The sequence below is a fragment of the Pseudoalteromonas sp. NZS100 genome, assembly GCF_015864815.1.
Classification (GTDB): domain Bacteria; phylum Pseudomonadota; class Gammaproteobacteria; order Enterobacterales; family Alteromonadaceae; genus Pseudoalteromonas; species Pseudoalteromonas distincta.
On sequence record NZ_JADYWM010000031.1, the window covers coordinates 1 to 19978 of the forward strand.

Annotated in this window: 19 protein-coding genes; 13 read left to right on the forward strand and 6 right to left on the reverse strand. The window is 38.3% G+C overall.

Translation table 11 applies throughout. The annotated features are described in order from the left end of the window. Positions 1-108: 108 nt before the first annotated feature. The 3 genes from bcsE (at position 109) to tyrR (ending at position 5226) form a co-directional block, all read left to right on the forward strand. Positions 109-1731, forward strand: a complete 1623-nt coding sequence (gene bcsE, locus I6E69_RS19610) for a cellulose biosynthesis protein BcsE (RefSeq protein WP_197122046.1) — start codon at positions 109-111, stop codon at positions 1729-1731. Between the two features lie 169 nt (positions 1732-1900). Next, on the forward strand, positions 1901-3481 hold the full coding sequence (bcsG, locus tag I6E69_RS19615; protein ID WP_197122049.1) for a cellulose biosynthesis protein BcsG: 1581 nt from the start codon (positions 1901-1903) through the stop codon (positions 3479-3481). A gap of 188 nt (positions 3482-3669) precedes the next feature. Continuing rightward, positions 3670-5226 carry a transcriptional regulator TyrR gene (gene tyrR, locus I6E69_RS19620; RefSeq protein WP_002958215.1) on the forward strand — a complete coding sequence of 519 codons (1557 nt, stop codon included), beginning with the start codon at positions 3670-3672 and terminating at the stop codon, positions 5224-5226. A 28-nt stretch (positions 5227-5254) separates the two neighbouring features. Here tyrR and I6E69_RS19625 read toward each other — a convergent pair whose 3' ends face one another. Beyond that, entirely contained in the window at positions 5255-5749 is a 495-nt protein-coding gene (locus I6E69_RS19625) for a hypothetical protein (protein WP_197122052.1), read from the reverse strand. Between the two features lie 106 nt (positions 5750-5855). Here I6E69_RS19625 and I6E69_RS19630 point away from each other — a divergent pair, with 106 nt between their 5' ends. Then, positions 5856-6389 carry a thioesterase family protein gene (locus I6E69_RS19630; RefSeq protein ID WP_002958217.1) on the forward strand — a complete coding sequence of 178 codons (534 nt, stop codon included), beginning with the start codon at positions 5856-5858 and terminating at the stop codon, positions 6387-6389. Positions 6390-6470: 81 nt separating this feature from the next. Here the strand turns inward: I6E69_RS19630 and I6E69_RS19635 are convergent, their stop codons facing one another. Next, positions 6471-7124 (reverse strand): OmpW family protein, encoded by a 654-nt coding sequence (locus I6E69_RS19635; RefSeq protein ID WP_002958218.1) that lies wholly within the window; start codon positions 7122-7124, stop codon positions 6471-6473. A 411-nt stretch (positions 7125-7535) separates the two neighbouring features. Continuing rightward, complete coding sequence (locus I6E69_RS19640) at positions 7536-9242, reverse strand: lysophospholipid acyltransferase family protein (protein WP_002958219.1); 1707 nt, start codon at positions 9240-9242, stop codon at positions 7536-7538. Between the two features lie 129 nt (positions 9243-9371). Between I6E69_RS19640 and I6E69_RS19645 the strand changes: the two genes are divergently transcribed. Together I6E69_RS19645 and I6E69_RS19650 are read left to right on the forward strand one after the other, a co-directional pair. After that, positions 9372-10292 carry a glyoxylate/hydroxypyruvate reductase A gene (locus I6E69_RS19645; RefSeq protein ID WP_197122055.1) on the forward strand — a complete coding sequence of 307 codons (921 nt, stop codon included), beginning with the start codon at positions 9372-9374 and terminating at the stop codon, positions 10290-10292. 96 nt (positions 10293-10388) lie between these two features. Further along, complete coding sequence (locus I6E69_RS19650; RefSeq protein WP_002958221.1) at positions 10389-10535, forward strand: hypothetical protein; 147 nt, start codon at positions 10389-10391, stop codon at positions 10533-10535. Positions 10536-10729: 194 nt separating this feature from the next. Here I6E69_RS19650 and I6E69_RS19655 read toward each other — a convergent pair whose 3' ends face one another. Both I6E69_RS19655 and I6E69_RS19660 read right to left on the reverse strand, forming a co-directional pair. Continuing rightward, a complete protein-coding gene (locus I6E69_RS19655; RefSeq protein WP_002958222.1) occupies positions 10730-10975 on the reverse strand; it encodes a hypothetical protein in 246 nt (81 codons plus the stop codon). 106 nt (positions 10976-11081) lie between these two features. After that, entirely contained in the window at positions 11082-11525 is a 444-nt protein-coding gene (locus tag I6E69_RS19660) for a hypothetical protein (protein WP_024603734.1), read from the reverse strand. Positions 11526-11638: 113 nt separating this feature from the next. Here I6E69_RS19660 and I6E69_RS19665 point away from each other — a divergent pair, with 113 nt between their 5' ends. Continuing rightward, a complete protein-coding gene (locus tag I6E69_RS19665) occupies positions 11639-12022 on the forward strand; it encodes a response regulator (RefSeq protein ID WP_002958224.1) in 384 nt (127 codons plus the stop codon). Positions 12023-12130: 108 nt separating this feature from the next. Here I6E69_RS19665 and rpsT read toward each other — a convergent pair whose 3' ends face one another. Next, positions 12131-12391 carry a 30S ribosomal protein S20 gene (rpsT, locus tag I6E69_RS19670; protein WP_002958225.1) on the reverse strand — a complete coding sequence of 87 codons (261 nt, stop codon included), beginning with the start codon at positions 12389-12391 and terminating at the stop codon, positions 12131-12133. A gap of 253 nt (positions 12392-12644) precedes the next feature. On the opposite strand from rpsT, the gene murJ reads away from it, so the two are divergent. The 6 genes from murJ (at position 12645) to ispH (ending at position 19973) form a co-directional block, all read left to right on the forward strand. Beyond that, a complete protein-coding gene (murJ, locus tag I6E69_RS19675) occupies positions 12645-14225 on the forward strand; it encodes a murein biosynthesis integral membrane protein MurJ (protein ID WP_264299603.1) in 1581 nt (526 codons plus the stop codon). Between the two features lie 84 nt (positions 14226-14309). Continuing rightward, positions 14310-15260: a bifunctional riboflavin kinase/FAD synthetase gene (ribF, locus tag I6E69_RS19680; protein WP_197122058.1), complete on the forward strand. Its 951-nt coding sequence runs from the start codon at positions 14310-14312 to the stop codon at positions 15258-15260. A 5-nt stretch (positions 15261-15265) separates the two neighbouring features. After that, positions 15266-18094 carry an isoleucine--tRNA ligase gene (gene ileS / locus I6E69_RS19685; protein WP_197122062.1) on the forward strand — a complete coding sequence of 943 codons (2829 nt, stop codon included), beginning with the start codon at positions 15266-15268 and terminating at the stop codon, positions 18092-18094. Between the two features lie 12 nt (positions 18095-18106). Then, positions 18107-18607 (forward strand): signal peptidase II, encoded by a 501-nt coding sequence (gene lspA / locus I6E69_RS19690; protein WP_002958230.1) that lies wholly within the window; start codon positions 18107-18109, stop codon positions 18605-18607. After that, entirely contained in the window at positions 18604-19044 is a 441-nt protein-coding gene (gene fkpB, locus I6E69_RS19695; protein ID WP_149603010.1) for an FKBP-type peptidyl-prolyl cis-trans isomerase, read from the forward strand. Before lspA ends, fkpB begins: the two co-directional genes overlap by 4 nt. Continuing rightward, positions 19044-19973: a 4-hydroxy-3-methylbut-2-enyl diphosphate reductase gene (gene ispH / locus I6E69_RS19700; RefSeq protein WP_002958232.1), complete on the forward strand. Its 930-nt coding sequence runs from the start codon at positions 19044-19046 to the stop codon at positions 19971-19973. The genes fkpB and ispH overlap by 1 nt, the downstream gene beginning before the upstream one ends. Positions 19974-19978: the final 5 nt, after the last annotated feature.

Here is a 19978-nt window from a genome sequence, read left to right on the forward strand (position 1 = left end):
TCGCTTTAGCATTTACTATGATGTGGCTACCAATGTGGGCTGATTGATATATGTACTACAAAGATCAACAGCCCCTAGTAAAAAAGTATTTTTTATAGGGCATTTTAAGTGCATAACTTTAACATAACGGGATTAGAGCCTGCTGCAAAAGAGTTAAAATCGGCTTCAAGTTATGCTGTTTTAGCGCCTTTAGACAATTTTGCAATCGAATTAGCGTTACATTCAATTAACCAAAGTTTGGCTAATGATATATATATAGTTTCTCAAGAGGCTGAATCATTTTTTGATTCTTCTTTTTCTGCATCGTTAAATTATGCTTATGAACATAATCGAGTACATCCTTTTTCGTTGGCCCCAGAAACACAACACTATTCAATTGAGCGAATCAATTCAGGTATTATAAAAGAGATAAGTGCTTATAAACGTCTAAACGAAGCGCTCATTTTTGTTCATTTTAATACAACACAGTTAAACAGTGTTGGCGAAAAAAGCTTAAAACTGATGATGAATGAGTACAACGACTTTGTTCGTCGTACCGGAGCTACATTATTATTTTTAATATCTGGGCCTGATATTGCTAACTACCGTTTTTTAGTTAGACGATTAAATAATGTATTTGATGGGCTGGTTTTTGTTGATAATGATTCTGCAATGCGAGTTCTTGAATATGATTATTGGCGCCATAGCACGGGTGTTATTGCTGGTGAACATTACCCGTTATTATTAAGTAATAATCAGTTTGTTGTTCAAAAGGGAATAATAAGCGAGAGCAAAGCACCTAAAAGTTCAGACTTTTCCGATGAAGACGATGTTTGGCTTGTGCAAAGTGCGGTGCCCGAAGGTACTAAATTACCAATGCACTATAATAGTGTAAAAGATAATAATGACTTATTTAATAAAGGCCCAAAGGTAGAAGCAGCCACCTTAATTTTTGCAGTAACGCGCTACACTGATTTAGCGTTATTAGGTAAGCAGTGTTTTGAACTTAGAAAAAACTGTGGGCGCTGGTTAAAGCTTGTTATTCAAAATGTTGATGGTGTTATTCGCCATCAAGATGAATGTTTATTTTTAACATTGGGTGTAAACCTTATTCTATATAGTTTTTCAGAGCCTTCTCGGTTGCTCTCTCAAATTCAATCTATTCAAGGTTTTCAGTTTTCTAGGCCTTTACCTCCCTCAGTTGAGGACGTATTGAAATACACCGAAAACACCTTTTCGAAAGGATATTTACCTTTCATTGAGTTTACAAAACAAGTAGAAATTCATAGTGACTCAGCCGTTAATTTAGGTGTGAGCGGTGTGCTAGTAAAGCTTGAATTACTGCCACGAATCGACCCAATACACCCTTTGCATTTATTTCATATTAAACGCGAAGGTGATGTATTTAGTATTGCAGATAATACAGTTTATTTATATTTGCATGCTTGTAGAGAGAATGACGTTGATAATGCGATTAAGCATTTGTTTAAATTAAAAACAAGCGATTTTTTTGTACAGCAAAATGTAATTTCTGATCACTTTTACATTCAACAAGAATGTAAACAATTAAGGCGTTTTTATAAAGGTAAGAGTGTTGTAGATTTCTCGCAAAAACTTGCCGAGAATGATAGCTATAAATTTGCACCTGATATAGCAAACAGCGTTACTGAAAATATTAACACACCTGAATTTTCTAGCAAAAGCCGCCCAGATGCTAAGCCTTTTATAATGAAATTAAGAGATAACTTATGAGTATGAATCAGCTTTTAATTACCGTGTTTCTTGCAATGGTGCTTGGCGCGGTGCTTTGTATGCTAGGCAAATACATTTTATCTCAAATAACAAAATATTATTATAAGCTTACTTTTAAACATGAAGTATTAGAGCCTTATACACCAAATACAGTAAAAAAGGATAAGAAGTGAAATTATCAGGTTTAGGGGTTTGGAACCTTTATTTTTTAGTTAAGTTTGCTCTGTTTTATTATGGTGCAATTGATTTTAACGTATTAACTAATGCGGCTTTTGCTGCGTTGCTTGCGATTAAATTTAAACAGCCATTAATAGAGAAGGCAAAACATATAGTAGGTGCTGTGTTTGCTGTGGTATTACTTTACCAAGACTCATGGTTGCCACCAATAAACAGGTTGACTAAACAAGCGGGTAACGTTCAAGATTTTAGTTTTGGTTACTTTATTGAGTTATTAACCCGTGTTATTAACATTGATATGTTATTGGCTTTGTTCGTAATTAGTGTGTGTTTTTGGTATACATCGCAATGGATACGCTTTACCACCGTGACTATTGTTGGGCTGTTAGTTGTAGGGTGGCAAGGAAATAACTCTCAATCACAATTCGTTAATAATGTGGCTAACCCTGAACCGGTTACTCAAAATCAAAGTAATCCTCAAACGCAAGTGATCACTCAGGCAGCGCAATCTCCTGATCAAAAGTTAGCTGATTTTTACCAACAACAAAGCTTACTAATGAGCCACTTTCCAAACCAAGTGAATGGTGAGCTGTTTGATGTCATTATTTTGAACATATGCTCAATGGCTGTTGCTGATTTAAATGCTATTGGTGTAAGTGTTACTGATATGTATAAAGACTTTGATGTGGTGTTTTCAGACTTTAACTCGGCTACGTCATACAGTGGACCCGCTGCGGTAAGACTGCTGCGCGCTAGTTGTGGGCAAACGAGTCAAACAGCATTATTTAAAGAGGCACCTGAACAATGTCACTTGTTTAAAAACCTAGAGAAACTAGGTTATCAAAACAATGTTGTGATGAATCACGACGGACATTTTGATGAGTTTAAAGGCTTAATAAATAAGTACGGTGGCCTAGATAGTACACCATTTAATATCGATTCAATGCCAGTGGCGCTACGAGGTTTTGATAATAGTCCTATTTACTCAGATGAAGCTGTGCTGGATGGTTGGTTAGAGCAAGCTGATGACTGTAAGCCGTGTGCGATGTACTACAACACCACAAGTTTACATGATGGTAATCAGCTAGAGAATCAACCAAGGGTTAATAGTAAAGAGACATACCCAATCAGACATAAAAACTTGTTTGCTGATATTAACCAATTTGTAAAAAAACTAGAAAAACGTGGTCGCAACGTTATGTTAATGATAGTGCCTGAACACGGCGCTAATTTAAAAGGTGACAAAGTACAGTTTGCAGGTTTACGTGAAATCCCAAGCCCTGCAATTGTGTCGGTACCTGTAGCAATTAAATTTATAGGCCCAGACGTACAAAACTACTCGCAAATTGTGGTTGATGATTCAACAAGTTACTTTGCGCTTTCAGAGCTGGTAAGCAAGGCGCTGCAAACTGATGTATTTGGTGGGAATAATAGTGTTGCTAATTTGCTTGAAAACCTACCTACAGCACCTAAGGTTGCTGAAAACGAAGGCACAATAATGATGTATGTTAACCAAAGACCATTTATACAATTAGATGGTGGTGATTGGTCTGCTTACCCACAAGGTAAGTAGTCACATAATAAAATTTAACAAATAGCGCTGGTATAGTTAAATATCAGTGCTACTTTTCTTCATTTAATTACATTTCAACTTATCGCTTTCGCAGTCTGTTTCGTCCAAAAATGTTTACAATAAGCTACCTTCTCAAAGCGACTTAGCGTATTATTCAGCTAATATAGTTTTTCCTTCTTTGAGGATGTATGCGTCTAGATATTCACTGTGCTGATCGAATTGGTATTGCTCAAGAAATCCTTAATATATTAGTTAACTACAGCGTTGATCTAAAAGGAATTGAAGTTGATTCTGTAAATTGTCGTATGTACGTTAGTTTTCCCGAAATAGAATTTGAACAATTTCAAAAAATTATGCCATCGATACGTTTAATCGACGGCGTACATGACGTGCGTACCACTGCGTTTTTACCATCTGAGCGTGAACACAACGAATTAAATACTTTGCTACGTGCATTGCCTGATGGCGTTATCTCTATTGATGCTAAAGGTTGGGTACGCTTATGCAACGATGCAGCATGTAAGGACCTACAGTTAATTGAAAAAGAAGTTATTGGTGCAAATATTAATAACTTACTTAAAGGGTTTAACTTTACACGTTGGCTAGAAGGTAAAGAAGTGCTCGGGCAAACCACGCGCGTTGAAGTGGCGGGTGAGGATTTTATTGCAGACATTTTACCAATTGCAGTCCCTCAAGGTAGTGAGGGTGATGTGCTTGCGGGTGCGGTTATTAACATTAAATCGCAAAGCCGCTTAGGGCAGCAGGTCAGTGCATTTAGACGCTACGGGCAAGAAAGCTTTGCGACTATTCATAACTTTAGTACGGCGATGCGCCGAGTTGTGCGCGAAGCACGCAAAATGGCGCAACTAGAAGCCCCTATTTTGATTACTGGTGAAACTGGCACAGGTAAAGAGTTATTAGCTAGAGCGTGCCATTACGCATCTAATCGCTCTGTTAAGCCTTTTATTGCGCTATCGTGTGCTTCACTTCCTGATGATGTTGCTGAGTCTGAATTATTTGGCTATGCCGGGTACGAAGAAAACGCAGCGCCAAAGCGTGGTGTATTAGAGCAAGCTGATGGTGGAACTGTATTTTTAGATGAAGTTGGCGAGATGTCGACTCAACTACAAACTAAGTTACTGCGTTTTTTACAAGATGGTACGTTTAGAAAAGTAGGCGATGAGAACGAAGTTAAAGTAAATGTACGTATTGTTGCCGCTACTCAAAAAGACTTACCTGCAATGGTACAAGAAGGGGTTTTTAGAGAAGACTTATATTACCGTATAAACGTGCTTACTTTAGAAATAGCGCCACTAAGAGATAGAAAAGCAGATGTAGGACCACTTGCAGAGCATTTTATTCAAAAATATGCGCAACAAAATGGTCATGCAATTCCTGTTTTATCACAAGAGTGTTTAAGCTTTTTACAAGAGTATCCGTGGCCTGGAAATGTACGTCAGCTGGAAAATGCAATTTACCGTGCAGTGTCGTTACTAGATGATAGCGAGCTTCGCGTAGAGCATTTGCAGTTACCAACTTTTACTCATGATTTAGGGTATTTAGAGTCTGATTTTGAAGGCTCACTAGATCAAGCTGTTAAACGTTTTGAGGCGACTTTACTTCGCAAACTCTACCCCGCTTACCCAAGCTCACGTCAGTTAGCTAAGCGATTGGGCCTAAGTCACACCGCTGTAGCTAATAAGTTACGTGATTACGGGATTAATCGAAAAACAGTAAAAGTGTAATTGACTTAAAGAAATTAAAATATGGGGACTAATCTTTAGTGCCCATATTTTTTGTTACCCCATCAATTGCAATCGTCTCAATACCTTCTTCGTTAAAGTTCATTACGATACTGGCGTTATTACGAGTGAAAAAATAGCTACGGCCATTTAGCTCAATAACATAGTCACCTTTTACCGGGTCGCTAAACTGCTGCTTTTTTAGAGTGACTGTATGTTCGCCAATTTGCCATTCAAACTCCTCAATAAACCCATTATTAAATTCTTGAACCCATACTTGGCTGTCATCTTTTGAAAGCGTGATGGCGACAGAATAAGAGCTAGGAATTTGCTCCATATTGTAACTTTTAGATCCAATAGTGAATTTCTCAGCTTTTTGCTGCCATTCAAAACCAAATTTAAATTCTTTAACTATACCAGTAGGGTAAGTTACTGAGCCTTTACCTGGTAACGAAAAATCGGCAAAAGCATTGTAGCTAGGGACTAATAGGGCCAGTGCAGCGATGATTTTTAGTTTTGATTTCATTAGTTATCTTTTTTATTGTAATAATGATTTAAGATTAAAGTAGAATATTCGTCTTCGCAAGAGGCTATGCTACACTCGAATAAATTTAACTGGTAAGACCTTTTTTGTGAACTTATATATTCGACTTTTATTATTATTTTTCAAAATTAAACGCAATAAGCAATATCAAAATCTACTTGATACAGTAGATATTGATTACAAAGCTTTGCCGACTGATTGTGATATTAATTTACATTTAACAAACTCACGTTATCTTGCGATGATGGATTTATCTCGCACGTGGATGACGGAGCGTGTTGGCTTACTAAAGCAAATAATGAAGCGTCGTTGGTTTCCGATTGTTAACGCAACTGCTATTACTTATATCCGCGATATTAAACCTATGCAGCGATATACAATAAGTACTAAGTTAGTTGGCTGGGATCATAAATACTTTTATATTGAGCAAAAGTTTCACTCAGAGCGAGGCTTACATGCTATTGCTTATGTACGCGGTGTATTTAAAAGTAAAAAGGGTATTATAAGCATTGAAGAAATGCTTGAAGTTGCTGGTTTTGATGGGCAAACACCTATATTGCCAAGTGAAGTAATGCACTGGAAAGAAATGTTAGAGCAGAAAAAGTTAAGTAACCTGCCCTAATTTCTACAAATGAAAAAAAAGGCCTTTCGGCCTTTTAACACACATTGTAATTGGGTAACTATGTACTACTTTATATATGCTTTAAAAGCTGTACCTAACACCAAACATAGCCACAACAGGGTCAAGCTCAACAGTTGATGTAAGTGCTTTTGCACCATTAGCATAAACAGTGGCATCGGTATCAATATCCATAATTGATACCATGGCGTGTAGACCCCAGTTTGCATCAATTTTATAGTTAGCGCCTACTTGAGCCATAAAGCCAAACGAATCATCTAACTTTACTTCTACATCGTCTGTTCCTAGTGTTGCTTTAAGTGCTTGAGAGGGTTGCTCATCAAAAAATGCAGTGTAGTTTATGCCTACGCCTATAAAAGGTCTTAGCGCATAGCTTGTATCTAAAAAGTGGTATTGTGCAACCAATGACGGTGGAAGTTGTTTTATATCTGCAATTTTATTGCCTGCTAAGCCGCCTGCGCCATTTACATCGTGTGAAAACGGTGTTGCTGCTATCAGTTCTAACACCCATTGATCGTTAAATGCATAATCTACGGTGATACCTAGTTGAGTATCTGAATCACCTTTAAGACCTAGCGTAGGTGCTTCATTAATCGCTGAGCTACTGTTATCAGGGTTTACGTTAATAGCGCCAACATTTACGCTAAAGTTAGCGTGTGCAGCTGGAGAGAGTGCTAATAAAGAGGTTAATAATGCGATGCTAATTTGAGTTTTCATGTTGTTCTCCAAGAACTACTGTTTGATTGGCGCTATTATTACCGAGCAATAAATATGAAAACCTGTTCTAGATCAAAGTTTAAAAAGCATTTGAAGCTTATAAAATGTTTTATTGATTTAGATTAATTTTAGTGTCGTTATGCTTTTGTAAAGATTGACATATTTATTTAATTAACAGTCACATGAATATATTAAGGCAGGCACTGCCTTGCCATAATCACGTGTTTAAACAAGGGTCTTAATAAACAAAAAAATATGTTTTTAGCAGGGTTCAAAAAATAATTTAAACAACCGACACTTAAAAAGTATTGGAAGACTTAAACGCGATTGAGTCGGTATTTATAATTAAATATAAACCGAGTACTTTATAAGGCATAAAATACTCGGTGCACTGACTTTAGTTATCAATAGTTATTCCAAATAACGTTTAGCTTTGTTTTCTTTCACACTTTTAAGATCTACTAATACCAATCCATCAATACAATTATTAAAATCGGGATCAATGCTAAAGCTTAAAAATTGTACACCGCCAGGGTTGCAAAGCTCAGTATATTGTTTAAATAAAGTAGGGACTTGAGCGCCCATATTAGCTAACACATGCTTTAACTCTACAAAATCTTCTTTAACATCGTTTCCATTAAAAAGAATATTGCATTGAGTTAGCTGTTGCTCAGTTAATTTAAGCTCATTATTAGGTGTAGCTAGTTCTATGCTGCTTTTATAGTAATGTTGATAGTAATAAACGAGCATGGCTTTGGCTTGCTCAGGTAGAGCGTTGGACACGCTTACGGCCCCAAATAAATACCTATACTGTGGGTAGTTTTTTATAAAAGCACCAATACCGTACCATAAATAGTCAAGACTCTTACGTCCCCAATACTTAGGTTGTACAAAACTTCGACCAAGCTCAATTCCTTGGTGTAGATAGGGCGTCATAGCATCGGTGTAAGAAAATAAACTATCGGTATATAAACCTTCACGTCCATGTTTTTGTATTATCTGTTGTGCGCAGGCTAATCGATAAGCACCTACTAGCTCTAGTTGCATAGGGTCCCACAGTACAAGGTGTTGGTAATCCATATCGTATTTATCTATATCACGACGCTTACCGCTTCCTTCACCTACAGCTCTAAATGCGATTTCTCTGAGGCGTCCCAGCTCTCTAAAAATAGGTGAACTACCTACATATTGATATAGATGAATATGCATGCCATCGTGTGTTTTACCCAGAAGCTGACATTGCTCAATTGCTCTTTTTAGTTCTTTTCTACACTCGGGCACAGCAATAGGTGTTTGTGTTTTTAGTGGCAGTGTTTTTTTAGTTGTAAGCCTATAAAGCTGCTTACGTATGAGGTTTACAATTTCTTTATCTTTAAGGTTTTCTATTAAGTAGGACTCAGGAGGGATAGAAGCACCAATCTCAAACTCTAAAGATTTTTTGCGCTGCTTAAACATTTCTGTCACTAATAATAAACTTGCCAGAGGCTTATAAATCATTGATGTACCATAAAAAAGTGGACTATTTTTGGCTTTAATAAAAATAGGTAAAATGGGGCAGTTGGCTTTTTTTGCCATACGTAAAAAACCGCTATTCCATTTGCAATCCTTAATGCCGGTTGGTCCTAGGCGCGACACTTCCCCTGCAGGAAATATAAGTAAGGCACCTCCACCTTTTAAATGGTTTTGTATATTACTAAGCTCTTGCTTTTTACTCATACCAGATAAGTTATCAACAGGGAGTAAAAGAGAATGCATTGCGCTGACCGACATTAACATGCGGTTTGCGACTACTTTTAAATCTTGCCTTACTGTAGAGAGTACTTTGATAAGTGCTAAAGCATCTAATGAACCAATAGGGTGGTTAGCAACAATAACAAGTTTACCCTCGTTAGGAATATGTTCTATCTGCTTAGGTTTATAGCGCGTATCAAAATTGAGTTCATCAAGTACTTGCTCAACAAATTCTAATCCTTGTAGGTGAGGGTAGGTATTACCAAAGGTGATAAACTCTTGTTCATGCAATAAGTAACCTAAGCCCTTTTTTACTAAACCTTTTACTTTTGGAGAGTTCTCTAGTTGTGGTAAGTTTGCTGCAATTACTTTATCAACACTTATCATATTAACCTCATATTCCGTTTGGTCTATTCGCTATACATGTAAGATTAAAAAAAGGGTGTGACAGTTACTTTGCAGTAGTGTGACTTTTTAAAGTACTAAATTATAAACTGTGAATTGCTAGGAGAATTTATGTCGGTATTGGTGGCTATAACGGGGCGCAACAACGAAAAGCTAATAACGAAGTTACAAGAGCGATTACCAAATACATTGATAGAGCAATGGCCTGATTGCAAAAACGCAAATAATGTGGATTTTGTACTTGCGTGGAAAGCGCCAGAATCTATGTGGCCGCAGCTGCCTAACTTAAAAGCTGTGTCGTCATTTGGTGCAGGCGTAGACAGTATCGATTTAACATTATTACCTGAACATGTCGAAGTAGTACGTATTGTTGACATGCAACTAGCTGAAGATATGGCGGAATATGTACTTACACATGTCTTAGCTCAAAAATTACGCTTAAAAGAGTATTACACTAAACAAACACAGCAAACATGGAAGCCAAAACGAGCTTTTAGTAATAAACATGTTGGTATACTTGGATTTGGCGAATTAGGTAAAGCATGTGCGCAAAAACTTGTAACTAATGGTTTTAAAGTAAGTGCCTGGGCGCAAAGTAATAAAAGCACGACTAGTGTCGAGGTTTATTATGGCGATGAAGGACTTAGCGATATGCTTTGTAAGATTGATTATCTCGTGTGCTTATTACCTCTTACGCAGGCAACGAAGGGTATTATTAATCACTCAATGCTCGCTAAGCTACCTTCACATGCTGTTGTTATTAATGTGGCACGTGGTGCTCATGTGGTTGAGCAAGATTTATTAAATGCATTAAATAACGATAGCTTACGCGCTGCTACCTTGGATGTTTTTGACCAAGAACCTTTAACGCAGAACCACCCTTACTGGGGAAATCCCAAAATAACACTTACACCACATTGTGCAGCGCTATCTGATTTAAATAGCGTTATAGACCAAATAGCCGATAATATTGAACGTTTGAATAAGGGCTTAGCACTCAATAATTCAGTGGATAGAACAAAAGGTTATTAGCTGATAGCTAATTAGTTTAAAAAACAGCTTGTTAACATTTGTAATTTTCATTAGTGTAAAAGATATTCTCACTAATAAAAATATAAAGAGGGTGTTATGAAATCCAGTCAAAGTGGGGCTAAATTAAGCCTCGTTGTTATTTCAATTATCGTGCTAGGTGTTTCAGCTTGGTTTAATCAGGCTAACGCTGAAGATAGCCCATCTAAAACACAAACCCAAAGTGAATTAACAATAGCAGATTAACCTAGCTTATTAGGTATTTTCAGTTTTCGTCTTTTTTCTCGTTTCACTCAACAGTACATGCACAGCACCATTATTGCAGTGGTGCTTTAGTGGCGTTTAATACTGTCCTGATCTAACGTGTTTCTAATATTTTAAAAATTCGCAATAAAAAAGCCCAGCAATGCTGGGCTATTAAATATTCTAAGGAAAAGTTGTTAACTTTGGGTTACATTAAATTGCCCAAATGTATAAACTTTAAACAAGTAAAAAGTGTTGATCAACACTAAACTCATATTTGAAATAACGCTCGACGACATAAGATCTAGGCTAAATGATAAGAACAATAAACCACATGCACTAATGGCGGCAACGCGCAGCAGTGTTATCTGGTTAATAAAGAATGCACCTAAACCTAGTGCAAGTAGTGTAGTATTTAAAAGCCAATCTAGCTCGTTTAGCATGGTCGTTTCAATAGTTCAGTTGTTGAAAAAAGGAGCGCCATTATGTTGATCTTTTGCACACCTTTCAACCAAGTAATTTTAAATTTTCAGATTAGTTTTTTTAATGCTAAAAGTAACTGCCAATTGCCGAAAACAAACCATTGTCAGCAATTACTTGATACTTTTGACAGCTCTGTGGTTTTTGTAAATCACTGCATAAATAAAGGGATTCACGGCTAGAATCATAGTTGGGGTGCAAGTTGGAATCAATTAAAGTAGCTCCGTAACCTAAAAGTCCAGGCCAGTAAACACTCTCACTTACCATCCCTAATTTTTTATAGGTGAGCAAGGTTGGTTTTGGAAAAGCTAAAATTATTACAATAACAATGGCCAGAGATATAAATAGCCCCTTTTTTGACTTTGTTTTTTGGCTAGTGCCATTGTTTATGTTTGTTTTTTCCTCTGCGGGTATAGAGCGCTGAGTAGGGCGTTGCGGCTTTCTTTTTTGCGCTGTTTTTTTTCTTGTTGGTGCTTTACCTAGCAACGACTGTTTATTTGGGGTTTTAGACATAAAGCAAATCTGGCCTTTTTTCCGTAGGTCTCTATAATTAAATGAGCAAATTTATATACTAAGCTAATTATTATGATAACTTAAAGTTAGCTTATAGCCTACGAGGAATAAAGATGAATACGCAGCTATCAATTTTAATTGTAGATGACGTTAGCACAGTGCGTAGTTTTTTGAGTCAAACGCTCATGCACTTAGGGATAGATAACGTAAAGGAAGCATCTACTGCCTCACAATGTATTAGTGAGTGCCAGGCTGCAAATTATAATATCATTTTTTTAGACATAGAACTGCCGGACGGCGATGGCAAAGATTTGATTGCACAAATCAATGAATTAAGCCCTGAGACAAATGTAGTAATGGTATCTGCGCATTCAGGTATTGAAAATGTTAAGGATGCAATTGATAAAGGCGCTAAAGGATTTGTAGTGAAGCCGTTTACACCTAAAAAAATAGCGGCAATGCTTAAGAAATTTTATCCAGACTTGGAAAATGTATGACACCAATCTGTTTAAATATTTATGTCGACTGTTATTAAAGTACGAGATTAAATCTTAGATAAAAAAAAACCGGCAAAAGCCGGTTTTTTATATTCTATCAAAAACAAATTATAGAGCTTTAATCTTAGCTGCTATACGGCTCTTATGACGAGCTGCTTTGTTTTTGTGAATTAGACCCTTAGTTGCGTAACGGTCTAGGATAGGTGTAGCAACAGAAAAAGCTTGCTGTGCAGCTTCTTTATCGCCCGCTTCAATAGCAACAATTACTTTTTTGAAGTAAGTGCGCATCATTGAACGACGGCTTGCGTTGTGCTGACGGTTTTTTTCGCTTGTGATAGCGCGTTTTTTTGCAGACTTGATGTTAGCCAAGGTTTGCTCCTAACAATCTTAAAATAAAGCTTAAATTAAAGGCCGTGGAATATGCCTGTTTCTATCATGGATGTCAATTTAAATTTAACAATCCAAGAAAAACTGCACCATATAACGAGCATCAATTTGCCGCTTTAGCAGTTAATATAGACATTGTAACAAAGCACAGACCCCCAGCCTAGTGCTTTAAAGCGATTTATAAAAAAGACTGTGGCATAATCGCCTATCTTGAGGATTTTTGAGTAGGTTTAAGGTGTCAAAAGGTTTATTTCGCTCTGGTATGATTGTTAGTTGTATGACTATGATATCGCGTATTTTAGGGCTCGTTCGAGATGCTGTCGTTGCCAATTTATTAGGCGCAAGTGCAGCGGCTGATGTTTTTTTATTTGCTAACCGTATTCCTAATTTTTTACGCCGTTTATTTGCAGAAGGTGCCTTCGCACAAGCATTCGTACCTGTGCTAAGTGAAATTAAAGAACAGCAAGGAGACGACAAAGTCAGACTTTTTGTTGCACAAGCCGCAGGCACATTAGGAACCATTTTACTAATTGTCACTATTATAGGTGTTGTTGCTTCTCCTGTTATTGCAGCATTATTTGGTACCGGTTGGTTTATAGATTGGTGGCAAGGCGGACCTAATGCCGAAAAATTTGAACTTGCAAGTTCACTACTTAAACTTACATTCCCTTATTTATTTTTTGTAAGCTTAGTTGCACTTAGTGGTGCGGTAATGAATGTGTATAACCGTTTCGCTGTTGCTGCATTTACACCAGTTTTACTTAATGTTTCTATTATTACGTGTGCAATTTTTTTACATGATAAATTTTCGGTAGGTGCTTATTCACTTGCCATAGGTGTATTTGTTGGTGGTGTAGTGCAGCTACTATTTCAATTACCGTTCTTGTATCGCGCTAAAATGTTGGCGCGTCCGCGCTGGGCATGGCAAGACGAAAACGTAAAAAAAGTACGAAAACTTATGCTACCGGCTTTGTTTGGTGTCTCTATTAGTCAAATTAATCTGTTGCTCGATACCATGATTGCGTCATTACTGATGACGGGTTCAATTGCGTGGCTTTATTATTCTGACCGCTTAATTGAATTTCCGCTGGGATTATTTGGTATTGGTATTGCGACAGTTATTTTACCTGCGCTTTCTAAGCTACATAGCAGTAAAAAAAGTAGCGACTTTCAGCATACTCTCGATTGGGGAGTTCGTTTTGTTATATTTTTAGGCCTACCAGCAATGGTAGGTTTAATGATCATCAGTCCACTTATTATTACCGTGTTGTTCGACCACGGTGCATTTAAAGAAGACAGTATTGATCATGTCAAAGCTGTAAGCTTAGGCGTAGTCGCATATTCGGTCGGTCTTGTAAGCTTTATGCTAATAAAAGTACTCGCTCCTGGCTTTTATGCTCGTCAAGATACAAAAACACCGGTGCGTATTGGTATTATTACCTTAGTACTTAATATGGTGTTTAACATTATGCTGGCTCCTTTCATTGGTTATTTAGGGTTGGCACTTGCTACTTCGTTATCGGCTAGCTGCAATGCATTTTTATTATACAGACAGCTTAAAAAAGAAAATGTATACCAGTTCTCATCAATGAGTATGCGTTTTACACTTAAATGTGTTGTTGCAAGTATTGTTATGGGAGCTGTCACATGGTTTGTGAGCAGTTACTATTATTGGGCTACATGGGCCTTTACACAGCAAGTAATATTATTAGTAGCGCTAGTGGCTTTGGCAGGTATTAGCTACTTTGCAATGCTATTTGTGATGGGCGTTAGACTAAATACGATAAAAAGTGTAGCAATTACTGAATCAAACTAAAAAAAAGATTATAATCGGCAACTCTGCGGCTTTAATCATTTTTTAGCCGTAATTAATAGCTCGCTAAACAAGGCATTAGGTGGCATGGAGTTAATTAGAGGTATACACAATATTCGCCCACACCATTTTGGTTGTGTGTTAACTATTGGTAATTTTGACGGCGTTCATTTAGGCCACGCAGAAGTATTAAAAGGTTTACTTAGCGATGCTAAAGCGCATCGTTTGCCTAGCACTGTAATGCTGTTTGAACCCCAGCCACAAGAGTTTTTTGCTAAAAACAATGCCCCTGCACGGTTAACGCGCTTACGAGATAAGTTACGTTTATTGAGTGATTTAGGTATTGAGCGAGTTATTTGCATTAGCTTTAATCAGCAATTTGCAAACATGCATGCTGAGCAATTCGTTAATGAGATTTTGATTAAAAAGTTAGGTGTTAAAGCACTTACTGTTGGTGATGATTTTAAGTTTGGAAAGCAACGCCAAGGTAACTTTCACTTACTTGCTAGCATGGGTAAGCAAGCGGGCATGGATGTAAAAAGCACCGCGAGCTTTCGTCAATTAAATGCTAGAGTAAGCAGCACTTTAATACGAGATGCTTTAGCATCCGGTGACTTAGCGAGTGCTAAAATAATGCTTGGTCACGATTATGCTATTTCTGGGCGTGTTATACATGGCTGGAAAAGAGGACGTGAACTCGGTTTTAGAACGGCAAATATTGCCCTAAAACGTCAAGTGTGTCCTGTCAACGGAGTGTTTGCAGTGCAAGCAACGATTGCAGGAAAACAGATTTTTGGAGTTGCAAATGTAGGTAATAAGCCGACATTTAATGGAACTCGTGCATTATTAGAAGTTCACCTTTTTGATTTTGCACAGGATATTTACGGACAATTTATGCATGTGGAGTTAATAAAAAAACTTCGCGATGAGAAAAAATTCGAGACATTAACACAATTAACGGCGCAAATAGCAACTGATGTTGCTGCCGCTAAGCAGTGTTTTGGTTTAAATCAGGTAGCCGATAGAGACGGAATGTAGGATAAATGAGCGACTATAAACATACTTTGAACTTACCGGAAACACCGTTTCCAATGCGTGGCAATTTGGCACAACGTGAACCAAAAATGCTTAAAGCATGGTATGAGGACGACCTTTATGGTCAAATTCGCAGCGCTAAGAAAGGTAAAAAAACCTTTATTTTGCATGACGGCCCTCCGTATGCAAATGGCGATATCCATTTAGGCCACTCAGTTAATAAAATATTAAAAGATATTATTGTTAAGTCTAAAACATTATCTGACTTTGATTCACCATTAGTTCCAGGTTGGGATTGTCATGGTTTACCAATCGAGTTAATGGTTGAGAAAAAAGTAGGCAAGCCGGGTGTAAAAGTTACTGCGAGTGAGTTTCGTGAAAAATGCCGTGCATACGCTAAAAAACAAGTTGAAGGTCAAAAAGTTGATTTTAAACGTTTAGGCGTATTTGCAGATTGGGATAAGCCATATTTAACAATGAACTTTGACTTTGAAGCGAATGCAATTCGTGTGCTTGGTCGTATTATTGAAAAAGGTCATTTGCATAAAGGCGCAAAGCCTGTGCATTGGTGTACAGACTGTGGCTCTGCATTAGCAGAAGCAGAAGTTGAATACCAAGATAAGCAGTCACCAGCAATAGATGTGCGTTTTACATTTGTTGATCAAGATGCTGTTGTTAGTGCCTTTGATTTGGCTGATGGTCATAAAGGCGAAGGCTGTGTTGGTACTGTTATTTGGACAACAACACCGTGGACGCTTCCTGCAAACCGCGCTGTGGCTGTGCATGCCGATTTAGAGTATGCGTTAGTACAGGTTGAAGATGAAGGCGTACAACAACGTCTAATTTTAGGTTCTGAGCTTGTTAAAGATGCTATGGACCGTTTTGGTTTTAATCACTTTCACGTACTCGGGTATGTAAAAGGTGCTGCGCTTGAAAATTTACAAGTAGCCCATCCTTTTTATGATTTTAATGTACCAGTGATTGTTGCAGAACACGTAACTACTGATTCAGGTACTGGTGTTGTACATACCGCCCCAGGCCATGGTCAAGAAGATTTCGTGGCTGGTTTAAATTACAACCTTGAAGTGGCTAACCCTGTTGGTGCAAATGGTGTTTATTTACCAGATACCGAACTTTTTGCAGGTCAGCACGTATTTAAGGCAAATGCGAGCGTAATTGAAGTATTAAAAGAGCGTGGTGCGCTTATGCATCACCATGCGCTTACGCATAGTTACCCGCATTGTTGGCGCCATAAAACACCAATCATTTTCCGTGCTACACCACAATGGTTTGTAAGTATGGATCAGGCTAACTTACGTCAAGATTCTCTTGCTGAGATTAAAAACACGCAGTGGTTACCAGAGTGGGGCGAAAGTCGTATTTCTAACATGGTTGAAAGCCGCCCAGATTGGTGTATTTCTCGCCAGCGTACTTGGGGCGTTCCTATTGCATTGTTCGTTGATAAAGACACCGGTGCACTTCACCCAAATACACAAGAGCTAATTGCTCAAGCAGCAGAGCTTGTTGAAAAGTCTGGTATACAAGCATGGTACGATTTAGAACCAGCTACTTTACTTGGTGAAGAAGACGCCAAGCAATACATGAAAGTGCAAGATACGCTAGATGTATGGTTTGACTCAGGTGTGTCACACGCTTGTGTAGTAGATGCACGTGAAGACTTGGTTGGTCCAGCTGACTTATATCTTGAAGGTTCTGATCAGCACCGTGGTTGGTTTATGTCGTCAATGATGACATCAGTTGCGATTAATGGACATGCACCATATAAGCAAGTGCTTACGCATGGTTTTACCGTTGATGAAAACGGCCGTAAAATGTCTAAGTCGTTAGGCAATGTTATTTCACCACAAAATGTGATGAATAAACTAGGTGCTGACATTCTACGTTTGTGGGTGGCTTCTACCGATTACACGGCAGAAATGACTGTGTCGGATGAAATATTTAAACGCTCAGCCGATCGTTACCGCCGTATTCGTAATACTAGCCGTTACTTGCTTGCTAACCTAAATGGTTTTAACCCAGAAACAGATCAAGTAGCTGTTGATGATATGGTTGAGCTTGATAAGTGGATTGTTGGCCGTGCAGCTCAGTTGCAAGACGAGATTTTAGCCGCATACGACAGCTACCAAATGCTATTAGTAACGCAAAAGCTAATGAACTTCTGTACGGGTGAGCTTGGCTCGTTCTATTTAGATGTTATTAAAGATCGTCAATATACAGCTAAGAGTGATAGCCATGCACGTCGTTCTTGTCAAACTGCGCTTTATCATATCGCAGAAGCAATGACGCGTTGGATGGCACCTATTATGAGCTTTACCGCACAAGAAATTTGGGAAGCGTTACCGGGTGAGCGTAGTGACTACGTATTTACATCAGTTTGGTACGATGGCTTACAAGCGCCAACAAATAGCCAATTTAGTAACGATGATTGGTTAGAGATTTTAACTGTACGTGACGAAGTAAACCGCTTATTAGAAGCTGCACGTAAAGAAGAAGTAATTGGTGCAACACTTCAAGCAACGGTGAATTTATTTGCGGGTAAAGAGCTTGCCGCTAAATTAAACGCGCTTGGTGATGAACTGCGTTTTGTATTGTTAACATCAGCGGTGAATGTTACTGAAGTTGATAGCCAGCCTGCAGATACACAAGCTACCGAAATTGAAGGTTTGTTCATTAGCGTTGCTGCAACAGATGCTGCTAAATGTGAGCGTTGTTGGCATTACAGCGAAGATGTAGGTGTTGAGCCTGCTCATCCTGAAATTTGTGGTCGTTGTGTAAGTAATGTTGACGGCGAAGGTGAAAAGCGTCAATTCGCTTAGGAGTTATTCTTAGTGAGCAAACTAGCCCAAAAAAGTGGTTTAGTGTGGCTTTGGTTGAGTCTATTACTTTTAGTAATAGACTTTGCCAGTAAAACACTTGTTGTAGGGACTATGGCTTATCAAGAGTCTATAAACTTACTCCCTGTTTTTAGTATTACTTATGTACATAACTATGGTGCTGCTTATAGCTTTTTAAGTGAAGCGGGTGGTTGGCAGCGTTGGTTTTTAAGTGCAATTGCCGTTGCTATTAGTGCTTTGCTTGTATGGTGGCTAAAACGCTTACCTGCTACAAATAAAGTACTATGCGGTGCTTATGCATTGGTACTTGCTGGCGCTATTGGTAATTTATACGATCGTATTGCGTATGGTTATGTAATCGACTTTATTCACGTTTTTTATAAAGACTCACATTTTCCTGTATTCAATATTGCCGATTGCGCTATTTGTATTGGCGCAGCATTATTGTTATTTGACGCCTTCACCGGCGAGAGTCCAAAGGAGCATAAAGCATGAGCCAAGCTGTAATTGGTGAAAACTCGCAAGTTATTTTCCATTTTTCTATTAAATTAGAAGATGGCTCTGCCGCTGATTCTACCAAGGTGCACAACAAACCTGCTAAATTAACAATGGGTGATGGCAGCTTAACGGCAAACTTCGAAAAGTGTTTATTAGGTTTAACTGCAGGCGAAAGTAAAACGTTTGAATTAGAACCTGAAGATGCTTTTGGTCAACCAAACCCAGATAATATTTACTACGTTGACCGTAGTAAGTTTGGTCCAGAAACACCAGCTAAGGTAGGTGCAATTATTGCGTTTACTCAACCTGATGGCACTGAGCTTCCTGGTTTAGTTCGCGAAGTGCAAGGTGAGTCGGTAACGATTGATTTTAATCACCCTTTATCTGGCCAGCGTTTAACCTTTGAAGTTGATATTATTGAGGTGAAAGGTTAATGGAAATATTACTAGCTAATCCTCGCGGCTTTTGCGCTGGTGTTGACCGTGCTATTAGTATTGTTGAGCGCGCTTTAGATATTTTTGAAAAGCCAATTTATGTTCGCCACGAAGTAGTACATAACCGCTATGTGGTTGATGGACTAAAAAGCCGTGGTGCGGTATTTGTTGAAGAGCTTGATCAAGTACCTGACGACAGTATTGTTATTTTTAGCGCACATGGCGTATCGCAAGCGGTTCGCAGCGAGGCTAAACGTCGTGATTTAAAAGTATTTGATGCAACGTGTCCGCTTGTAACTAAAGTGCATATGGAAGTTACACGTGCGAGTCGCAAAGGTATTGAGTGTATTTTAATTGGACATCATGGTCACCCTGAAGTAGAGGGAACAATGGGACAATATGATAACTCAGACGGTGGTATTTATCTTGTTGAAACCGTTGATGATGTTGTTGCGCTTAATGTAAAAAATGCTGAAAATCTTTTTTATTGCAGCCAAACAACACTCTCAGTTGATGACACAGCAGATGTTATTGACGCACTACGCAATAAGTTTCCATCAATTGACGGACCTCGTAAAGATGACATTTGTTATGCAACGCAAAATCGTCAGGATGCTGTTCGTGACCTAGCTGACAAAGTTGATGTGCTATTAGTTGTTGGCGCTAAAAACAGCTCTAACTCTAATCGCTTACGTGAACTTGCAGATAAAATGGGCACTGTAGCTTATTTAATTGATGACGCAACTGATGTGCAAGAGCAGTGGGTTTCAGGTTCTAAATCAGTGGGTGTAACTGCGGGTGCATCTGCGCCAGAAGTGCTTGTACAACAAGTTATAAGCCGATTAAAAGATCTTGGTGGTACGCAGGTTGTTGAAAACCCAGGCGAAGAAGAGAATATTGTATTTGCTGTTCCTGTAGAGCTACGTTAATTTAA